Genomic DNA, 9,632 nt, shown 5'->3' with positions numbered 1-9,632 from the left:
CTGTAGGAGCGAGCTTGCTCGCGATGGTGGTCAACGATGACGCTGGCCGTCTGACTCCCCGCATTGTCTGGGCGTTCTTCGCGAGCATGCTCGCTCCTACAGGGATCGGGTACAGCTGTAGAGATCCCGGTCGGCTGTGAGGCCGCCATCGCTGGCGGGCCATCCCACAGGTTTCGTGAACGGCACTACCCCCTGTAGGAGCGAGCATGCTCGCGATGGTGGTCAACGATGACGTGGGCTGTCTGAATGCCTGCGTCGCCTGGGCATTCTTCGCGAGCATGCTCGCTCCTACAGGGGATTCGGGGTGCCTGCCGCTGAAAAAAAAAGCCCCGCAAACGCGGGGCCATAAGGGGTGCAGCAGTCATGCTTTAGGGCGTTTGTCCAGCACGTGGCAGGCCTTGCCTTCGGATCGTTTGATCGAGTGGAACGGCTGCAGCACGATTCGCGAGCTGATCCCGATGTATGTCTTGATGTGCTTGCTCAATTCCCCGCACACCGCCTTCTGCTGGTCATCGGTCAAATGCTGGTGCTCAGCCTTCAATTCCACGTGCACGTCGACGCTGTCCAGGTTGCCGTTGCGATACAGATGAATCTCGTAGCATTCGGCAAGCTGTTTGACTTTCAGCACCTGCTCTTCGATCTGCGTCGGGAACACGTTGACGCCGCGGATGATCAGCATGTCGTCGCTGCGGCCGTTGATCTTGTCGATGCGGCGCATCGGCCTTGCGGTGCCCGGTAGCAGGCGGGTCAGGTCGCGGGTGCGGTAGCGGATCATCGGCAGGGCTTCTTTGCTCAGCGAGGTGAACACCAGTTCGCCCATCTGCCCGTCCGGCAGCACTTCGCCGGTGACCGGGTCGATGATTTCCGGGTAGAAGTGGTCTTCCCAGAGGGTCGGGCCGTCCTTGGTTTCGGCGCATTCCATGGCGACGCCCGGGCCCATGATTTCCGAGAGGCCGTAGATGTCCAGGGCGGTGATGCCCATGCGCGCTTCGATGGCGCTGCGCAGTTCGGCGGTCCAGGGCTCGGCGCCGAAGATGCCCAGGCGCAGGGCCAGTTTGTGCGGGTCGATGCCCTGGCGCTCGATTTCATCGGCGATGTTGAGCATGTAGGACGGCGTGACCATGATGATGTCCGGCTGGAAATCCTTGATCAGTTGCACTTGCTTTTCGGTCTGGCCGCCGGACATCGGGATCACCGTGCAGCCCAGGCGTTCGGCGCCGTAGTGCGCGCCCAGCCCACCGGTGAACAGGCCGTAGCCATAGGAAATGTGCACCTTGTCGCCACGTCGGCCGCCGGCCGCGCGAATCGAACGCGCCACAACATTGGCCCAGGTGTCGATGTCGTTCTGGGTGTAGCCGACCACGGTCGGTTTGCCGGTGGTGCCGCTGGAGGCATGCAGGCGCACGATGTCGTTCATCGGCACGGCGAACATGCCGTAGGGGTAGTTGTCGCGCAGGTCGGATTTGGTGGTGAACGGGAATTTCGCCAGGTCATCCAGGGATTTGATGTCGTCCGGGTGCACGCCCAAGGCATCGAAGCGCTGACGGTACAGCGGAACATTGTTGTAGGCGTGGTTCAGGCTCCAGCGCAGGCGTTCCAGCTGATGGTGGCGGAGTTCGTCGACGCTGGCGGTTTCCAGCGGGTCCAGCACAGGATCGAGAACGGATTGGGCAATAGGCATGTTCATGGTTTCACTCGAATTGTTTTTGTGTTCCAGCCCTTTCGCACAAGGGCTTTGAGTGCATGCCCCAAGGATACCTCTCGGCACCCTGGGAATCGCGGTTCTTTAGCGGGATAGACGCTCGATGATCAGCGCAATCCCCTGGCCCACGCCGATGCACATGGTGCACAGGGCGTAGCGGCCTTGCGTCTCTTCCAGTTGATGCAGGGCCGTGGTCACCAGCCGCGCACCGCTCATGCCCAAAGGATGGCCCAGGGCGATGGCGCCGCCGTTGGGGTTGACCCGTGGATCGGTGTCGCTCAGGCCCAGTTCGCGCAGCACCGCCAGGCCCTGGGCGGCGAAGGCTTCGTTGAGTTCGATCACGTCCATGTCCGCCAGGCTCAGGTTGGCCAGTTCCAGCACCTTGCGGGTGGCCGGCACCGGGCCGATGCCCATGATGCGCGGCTCGACACCGGCGGTAGCCATCGCCACCACCCGGCCACGGGCAGTCAGGCCATGACGCTGGGCGACTTGCGGGCTGGCCAGCAGCAGGGCGCAGGCACCGTCGTTGACGCCCGACGCGTTGCCGGCGGTGATGCTGCCGCCCTCGCGGAACGGCGTGCCCAGTTTGGCCAGTTGCTCCAGGGTGGTATCGCCCCGTGGATGCTCATCCTGCTCAACGACTTTGGCCGGGCCTTTGCGCTGAGGAATTTCCACCGAGACGATTTCTTTGGCCAGGCGCCCATTGGCCTGGGCAGCGGCGGCGCGTTGCTGGCTGCGCAGGGCGAACGCGTCCTGGTCGGCCCGGGAGATGTTGAACTGTTCGGCGACGTTCTCCGCGGTTTCCGGCATGGAATCAATGCCGAAGGTCTTTTTCATCAGCGGATTGACGAAGCGCCAGCCGATGGTGGTGTCGAAGATTTCGGCCTGGCGGGAAAACGCCTGCTCGGCCTTGCCCATCACCAGCGGCGCGCGGGACATCGACTCGACGCCGCCCACCAGCATCAGCCCGGCCTCGCCACTGCGAATCGCCCGTGCCGCCGTGCCCACCGCGTCCAGCCCGGAACCGCACAGGCGATTGAGGGTGGTGCCCGGCACGCTCACCGGCAACCCGGCCAGCAGTGCCGACATGCGCGCGACGTTGCGGTTGTCTTCGCCGGCCTGGTTGGCGCAGCCGTAGATCACATCGTCGACAGCGCTCCAGTCCACCTGCGGATGGCGGCGCAGCAGTTCGCGCAGCGGCACCGCGCCAAGGTCGTCGGCGCGCACGCCGCTCAGCACGCCGGCGTAACGGCCGATGGGGGTGCGGACTGCGTCGATAATCAGGGCGTCATTCATTCGGGGTCTCCTGCGTCAGCACCGGGCCGCGCACTTTGTAGGATTTGCCGTGGAACAGGGCGATCAACTGGCCCTGCTGGTTTTCAATGCGTACGTCGTAGTTGCCGGTGCGACCGGAGCGGCTTTGCTCGATGCAATCGGCGGTGAGCGCATCACCCAGGCGCGCCGGGGCGATGTAGTCGATGCTGCAGCCGATGGCCACCGTGGCCTCGTTGTAGCTGTTGCAGGCAAAGGCGAACGCCGAGTCGGCCAGGGCGAACAGATAGCCGCCGTGGCAGGTGCCATGGCCCTGGAGCATGTCGGCGCGCACGGTCATGCCGACGCGGGCGCTGCCGGGGCCGGCGGACAGCAGGCGCATGCCCATGGCCTGGCTGGCGGTGTCGCGCTCGAACAGGGCCTGGGCGCAGGTGCTGGCCAGGTTCATCGCTTCGTGATTAGTCATGCAAGGTGCTCCCTTCGGCCACGCGGCGGCGCAACAGCAGCGACGGCCGGTAGCGTTCTTCGCCGTAACTGGCTTGCAGGTTGTCCAGGGTTCGCACGATGTGCGACAGGCCCACCGCATCGGCCCAGGCCAACGGCCCCTGTGGATAATTGACCCCGGCGCGCATGGCCAGATCGATGTCGGCGGCCGACGCCACGCCTTGCAGCAGGGCGTCCGCCGCTTCGTTGGCCAGCATGGCAACGGTGCGCAACACCGCCAGCGCCGGGCTGTCGCTGAGCAGGCTGACCTTGAGCCCGGCCCGTTGCAGCAGCGCGACGCCTTGCTCGAGCGCCTGCGGATCGATGCCGGCCGCGTGGCTGATGGCGATGCGTTTGGCGCTGACGTAATCGAACGCCAGATCCAGCAGGATCAGATTACGCAAGCCGTCTTCGCGAGCGCGCTGACAGGCCATGCGCCCGTCGCTCAGGGCCAGCACCGCGTCACCGACCCGCAGCACACCGCCCCCATCGCGCTGGATGACCTCGACCCCTTGCTCACGCAAGCGGCCAAGCAAACCTTTGGCGATGCCCAGATCGCCTTCGGCAATGCACACCTCAACGCTTGCCGCACTGCTGATCTCAGCCGCTGGCGGACGCTCGGCACCCGTCGCGTAGGTATAGAAACCCTGACCGCTCTTGCGTCCCAAACGACCCCCGTCCACCAATTCTTTCTGGATCAGCGACGGCTGGAAACGGGTGTCCTGGTAATAGGCGTCGAACACCGAACACGTCACGGCATAGTTGACGTCATGGCCGATCAGGTCGGTCAGTTCGAAGGCGCCCATGGCAAACCCGCCGGCTTCGCGCATCAGCGCATCCAGGGTCGGGCAGTCGGCGGCGCCTTCCTGCAGCAGGCGCAGGCTCTCGGCGTAGAACGGCCGGGCCACGCGGTTGACGATGAAACCCGGGGTGGAACGAGTGTGCACCGGTTTCTTGCCCCAAGCCTTGGCGGTGTCGTACAGGCATTGCGCGAGCACAGGGTCGCTGGCCAGGCCGGAGACGATTTCCACCAGCGCCATCACTGGCGCCGGGTTGAAGAAGTGCAGGCCCAGCAGGCGTTGCGGATGCTCAAGCTGCGCGGCGATGCCGGTGATCGACAGCGACGAGGTGTTGCTGGCCAGGATGCACTGCGGGCTGCAGATGCCTTCCAGCTGCCGGAACAGCGCGCGTTTGACCTCGAGGTTCTCGACGATGGCTTCAATGATCAACTCGCAATCGGCCAGGGCGTCGATGGCTTCTACCGCGTGCAGTCGCGCAATAGTTGCCTCGCGGGACTGGGCCGACAGCTTGCCGTTTTCGACGCGCTTGCCCAGTTGCCGGTCGATGCCTTCGATGGCTTGCGCGGCAGCGCCCGGACGGTTGTCCAGCAGCAATACCGGATGCCCGGCCTGCGCCGCGACCTGGGCGATGCCCGCGCCCATGGCGCCGGCACCGATCACCGCGATGCGTGCAGTTGTATTCAGTGCAGTCATCACTCAGCGCCCCTTGAAACTTGGGGTGCGTTTTTCCATGAAGGCGCTGACGCCTTCGCGGTAGTCCTCGCTGCGCCCGGCCAAGCGTTGCAGGTCTCGCTCCAGTTCAAGCTGTTCGTCGAAGGTGTTGCTGAGGCTGGCGTTGAGACTGCGTTTGATCAGCGCCAGACCGTAGGTCGGCTGGGTGGCCAGGTATTGCGCCAGTTTCAGGGCTTCGTCCCGCAATTGAGCGTCATCCACGCAGCGATAGATCAGCCCCCATTGCTCGGCCTGTTCAGCGGTCAGGCGATTGCCGAGCAGGGCCAGGGCCTTGGCGCGGGCCATGCCCACCAGGCGCGGCAGGGTCCAGGTGCCGCCGGAATCGGGGATCAGGCCGATCTTGCAGAAGGCCTGGATGAAGCTCGCCGAGCGCGCCGCCAGCACCAGGTCGCAGGCCAGGGGAATGTTGGCGCCGGCACCCGCGGCCACGCCGTTGACCGCGCAGATCACCGGCATCGGCAGATCGCGCAACTGGCGGATCAGCGGGTTGTAGAACTTCTCGATGGACTCGCCCAGATCCGGCACGGCGCTGCCCGGCGCGACATTGCGGTCGCTGAGGTCCTGGCCGGCGCAAAAGCCGCGGCCTTCGCCGGTCAGCAGCAGCACACGCACCTCGGGGTTCTGCCGCACTTGCTTGAGCGCTTCCTTCACTTCGCCGTGCATCTGGGTGTTGAAGCTGTTGAGCTGGTCCGGGCGATTGAGGCTCAGCAGGGCGACGCCGGCCTCGATGGAAAACAGGATGTGTTCGAAGTTCATGGTCTTGGCGCTCTCTTGGAAGTCGTTCGAATGCGGTTTTGAATCACTGGCCAATAAAGGTCGGCGTGCGCTTTTCCTGGAACGCCGCGATACCTTCGTTGCGGTCGCGGGTGCCGGCCAGCAGGGTGAAGGCGTGGCGCTCGAAGCGCAGGCCGCTGGCCAGGTCGGTGTCCATGGCCTTGAGCAGCGCTTCCTTGGCCAGGCGCACCGCCAGCGGTGCCTTGGCCGCGATCTGGCGGGCGATCTGCAGGGCGCGCTCGACGGTGAATTCCGGTTGCGTGACTTCGCTGACCAACCCGGCGCGCTGGGCCTGGCGGGCGTCGATCGCCTCGCCGGTGAGCACCATCTGCATGGCCATGGACTTGCCGACGGCGCGCAACAAACGCTGGGTGCCACCGGCGCCGGGCATGATTCCCAGGTTGATTTCGGGCTGGCCGAAGCGGGCGTCTTCGCCGGCAATGATGATGTCGGCGTGCATCGCCAGCTCGCAGCCGCCCCCCAGGGCGAAGCCGTTGACGGCGGCGATCAGCGGTTTGCTGAAGCGGGTGATGGTTTGCCAGGACGCCTGGCGCGGATCGTCGAGGATGCCGACCAGGTCGCGCTCGGCCATTTCCTTGATGTCGGCGCCGGCGGCGAAGGCCTTGCGGCTGCCGGTGATGACCACGGCGCGGGTCTCGGGATCGTGTTGCGCGGCGCTCAGTTCATCGGCCAGTTCACCCAGCAACTGGGTGTTGAGGGCATTCAAGGCTTGCGGGCGCTGCAGGGTGATCAGGCGCACGCCTGACTCGATCATTTCGACGGCAAGGGTTAGAGGCACGGCAGATGCCCTCACGGTGCACGCTCGGCGCTGACGCCGGCTTGTTATTGGATCGGCACGGGGCCGGTTTTGCCGGAGTATACCTGTAACGTGATACGCAAAAGCAAGATTAAAATAGAATTAATGTGTCTTATTGAGGTGCTTTTGGTTTTTTGGGTCAGCTGTATTGTCGAGAGGATTTCATCTGATGTCCCCGGTTTTAAAGGCGAATTGGCGCATTATTGCCACTTGCAACACCCCGCTCGACTGCTGCTTTCCAAGTGATACACGTTTTAGTCTTTGTGAAGATAAAAGCGATGTGATACAAAATGAGCCCATATCGGCATCGCTTTGTGAAGGAACCTGCCCAATGACCTGCTACAGCCTCGATGGCCTGACCCCGGTGGTCGATCCCACCGCTTACGTGCACCCCTCGGCGGTGCTGATCGGTGACGTGATCATCGGCCCGCATTGCTATGTGGGTCCGCTGGCCAGCCTGCGCGGCGACTTCGGGCGGATCGTGCTGGAGGAGGGCGCCAACCTGCAGGACACCTGTGTGATGCACGGCTTCCCGGACAGCGACACCGTGGTGGAGCGCAACGGCCACATCGGCCATGGCGCGGTGCTGCACGGCTGCCGGATCGGCGCCGATGCGCTGGTGGGCATGAATGCGGTGGTGATGGACAACGCGCGCATCGGTGCACGGTCGTTCGTGTCGGCGGCGGCGTTCGTCAAGGCCGGTTTCCAATGCGCGGAACAGTCGCTGGTGATGGGCGCGCCGGCCAGCGTCAAGCGTGAGCTGAGCGATCAGGAAGTGGCGTGGAAACAGGCGGGAACGCGGGAGTATCAGCAACTGGCCCAGCGCTGCCTCACACAGATGCAAGTGTGCGAACCGCTCACCGAACCCGAAGCCAACCGCCCTCGCATCAGCGACAGCAACCTGCGGCCCAAGGGTCATGGCGCGTAAGTGGTCCCTGTGGGAGCGGGCTTGCTCGCGAAAGCGGTGTGCCTTTGAGCATTGATGTCGACTGGCACGACGCATTCGCGAGCAAGCCCGCTCCCACAGCAATCGCGTTCAACACACAGAGTTTCGGTATATTCCTTTTCTTTTTTCGCTCGGTACGCCCATGTCGTCCCTGACACCCTTGAACCACCTGATCACCCGTTTCCAGGAACAGACGCCGATCCGCGCCAGTTCCCTGATCATCACCTTGTACGGCGATGCCATCGAACCCCACGGCGGGACCGTGTGGCTGGGCAGCCTGATCCAGTTGCTCGAACCGATCGGCATCAACGAGCGGCTGATCCGCACTTCGATTTTTCGCCTGACCAAGGAAGGCTGGCTGACCGCCGAGAAAGTCGGCCGGCGAAGTTACTACAGCCTGACCGGCACCGGTCGCCGGCGTTTCGACAAGGCGTTCAAGCGGGTCTACAGCACCAGCATGCCGGCCTGGGACGGTTCCTGGTGCCTGGTGATGCTGTCGCAATTGACCCAGGACAAGCGCAAGCAAGTGCGCGAAGAGCTGGAATGGCAAGGTTTTGGTGCAATTTCGCCGGTGGTGCTGGCCTGCCCGCGCAGTGACCGCACCGACGTCAACGCCACCCTGCTGGACCTCGGCGCCCAGGAAGACACCATCGTTTTCGAAACCACCGCCCAGGACGTACTGGCCTCCAAGGCCCTGCGCCTGCAAGTGCGCGAGAGCTGGAACATCGAAGAACTGGCGACCCATTACAGCGAGTTCATCCAACTGTTCCGGCCGCTCTGGCAAGCGCTTCGCGAGCAGGAGAACCTGCAGCCGGCCGACTGCTTTCTGGCACGGATTCTGCTGATTCACGAATACCGCAAACTGCTGTTGCGCGACCCGCAGCTGCCGGACGAGTTGTTGCCCGGCGACTGGGAAGGCCGCGCGGCCCGCCAGTTGTGCCGCAACATTTACCGATTGATCTACGCCAAGGCCGAGCAATGGCTGAACAGTGCACTGGAGACCGCCGACGGCCCGTTGCCGGACGTGGGCGAGAGTTTTTATCGACGCTTTGGCGGGTTGAAATAACCCGTCGTCGTTCAGGGAGCATTGCTGTTCAGGAGAACTCGTGATTTGACGTAGACAATAAAAATAAGCCTGCGTGAGAGGCCTGCCATGATGACAACAACCGTACAGCGCCAGGATGGGTTCGATCAGTGGATCCATCAGATCAACCAGATCTGTGGCGCCTTCAACGCTCAACCCCTGGGCGCCGGGTTTGCCGGTCAGATCCGCGAATACCGCAGCGATGCCCTCAAGCTCAGCTTCGTCGATGTCTGCCAGGCGCGGCTGTACCGCACGCCGCAGGAAGTCGCGGCGGGCGAGGGCGGCAAGTACTTCGCGGTGTTCCAGCTCGATGGCACGGCGGGCATGGCCCAGGGCGACGACAAGGTGCTGCTGTCGGCCGGTGACATCACCCTGATCGACGCCGCGCGGCCCAGCGACTTCACTTACAGCGAAAACTCTCGGCAACTGTCGCTGATCCTGCCCTATCAACTGGTGGAGCAGACCCTGCGCTTCAATCAGGTCAAGTGTGGCCACCGGATTGCCGCGACCTCGCCCATCGCCATGCTCTCGCACCGTTTGATTCTCGACGCCACCCGCCAACCGGACCTGACCCGGCAGGAGAGCGAAGCGACCCTGGAAGCGATTGTCAGCCTGCTGCGCCCAGCGATCAGCCAGAGCGACGACTGCACGGACCTGCATGAGCGCACCTTCCGCAAGACCCTGAACTTCATCGACCAGCACATCCGCTCCGAAGAGCTGTGCCCGGAATGGCTGGCGCGGGAAGTCGGCATGTCCACCCGTGGCCTGTACCGGATGTTCGCCAAGAAAGGCCTGGTGGTGGCGCGCTACATCAAGAACCGCCGCCTGGACCTGTGCGCCGAATCCCTTCGCCAGTCGGGCAAGGAGCAGAAGTTGTCGGTGCTGGGGTATTCCTGGGGTTTTTCCGATTCGAGCTATTTTTCCACGGCGTTCAAATCCCGCTTCGGCATCGCGCCGGGTGAGTACCGCAAGCAGCATGCCTGACCCCTGTGGGAGCGGGCTTGCTCGCGAAGGCGTCGTGT

At 63.8% G+C, this 9,632-nt stretch carries 9 protein-coding genes; 3 read left to right on the top strand and 6 right to left on the bottom strand.

Features of this window, described 5'->3' with window-relative positions; genetic code table 11:
* Positions 1–361: 361 nt before the first annotated feature.
* From paaK to paaF, 6 genes are all read right to left on the bottom strand, one after another.
* Positions 362–1,687: a phenylacetate--CoA ligase PaaK gene (gene paaK, locus B0W55_RS27170; RefSeq protein WP_077048993.1), complete on the bottom strand. Its 1,326-nt coding sequence runs from the start codon at positions 1,685–1,687 to the stop codon at positions 362–364.
* Positions 1,688–1,786: 99 nt separating this feature from the next.
* Positions 1,787–2,998, bottom strand: coding sequence for a 3-oxoadipyl-CoA thiolase (pcaF, locus tag B0W55_RS27165; RefSeq protein ID WP_077048992.1), 1,212 nt, complete (start codon positions 2,996–2,998; stop codon positions 1,787–1,789).
* Positions 2,991–3,440, bottom strand: a complete 450-nt coding sequence (gene paaI / locus B0W55_RS27160; RefSeq protein ID WP_077048991.1) for a hydroxyphenylacetyl-CoA thioesterase PaaI — start codon at positions 3,438–3,440, stop codon at positions 2,991–2,993. Before paaI ends, pcaF begins: the two co-directional genes overlap by 8 nt.
* On the bottom strand, positions 3,433–4,950 hold the full coding sequence (gene paaH, locus B0W55_RS27155; protein WP_077048990.1) for a 3-hydroxyacyl-CoA dehydrogenase PaaH: 1,518 nt from the start codon (positions 4,948–4,950) through the stop codon (positions 3,433–3,435). The genes paaI and paaH overlap by 8 nt, the downstream gene beginning before the upstream one ends.
* Positions 4,951–4,953: 3 nt before the next feature.
* Positions 4,954–5,745 (bottom strand): 2-(1,2-epoxy-1,2-dihydrophenyl)acetyl-CoA isomerase PaaG, encoded by a 792-nt coding sequence (paaG, locus tag B0W55_RS27150; RefSeq protein ID WP_077048994.1) that lies wholly within the window; start codon positions 5,743–5,745, stop codon positions 4,954–4,956.
* Positions 5,746–5,788: 43 nt separating this feature from the next.
* Positions 5,789–6,562, bottom strand: a complete 774-nt coding sequence (gene paaF, locus B0W55_RS27145; RefSeq protein ID WP_077048989.1) for a 2,3-dehydroadipyl-CoA hydratase PaaF — start codon at positions 6,560–6,562, stop codon at positions 5,789–5,791.
* A gap of 349 nt (positions 6,563–6,911) precedes the next feature.
* On the opposite strand from paaF, the gene paaY reads away from it, so the two are divergent.
* The 3 genes from paaY to feaR all read left to right on the top strand — a co-directional run bounded on the left by paaY (position 6,912) and on the right by feaR (position 9,594).
* Entirely contained in the window at positions 6,912–7,508 is a 597-nt protein-coding gene (paaY, locus tag B0W55_RS27140) for a phenylacetic acid degradation protein PaaY (RefSeq protein WP_077048988.1), read from the top strand.
* Positions 7,509–7,668: 160 nt separating this feature from the next.
* Positions 7,669–8,592 carry a phenylacetic acid degradation operon negative regulatory protein PaaX gene (paaX, locus tag B0W55_RS27130; RefSeq protein ID WP_077048987.1) on the top strand — a complete coding sequence of 308 codons (924 nt, stop codon included), beginning with the start codon at positions 7,669–7,671 and terminating at the stop codon, positions 8,590–8,592.
* A gap of 87 nt (positions 8,593–8,679) precedes the next feature.
* Positions 8,680–9,594, top strand: coding sequence for a transcriptional regulator FeaR (feaR, locus tag B0W55_RS27125; RefSeq protein WP_077048986.1), 915 nt, complete (start codon positions 8,680–8,682; stop codon positions 9,592–9,594).
* The last annotated feature ends 38 nt before the right edge of the window (positions 9,595–9,632 follow it).

It is taken from the genome of Pseudomonas sp. KK4 (assembly GCF_001984065.1).
In the GTDB taxonomy this organism is placed as follows: domain Bacteria; phylum Pseudomonadota; class Gammaproteobacteria; order Pseudomonadales; family Pseudomonadaceae; genus Aquipseudomonas.
The sequence above is the reverse complement of the archived record's forward strand: the minus strand, read 5'-3'. Positions and strand labels throughout refer to the sequence as shown.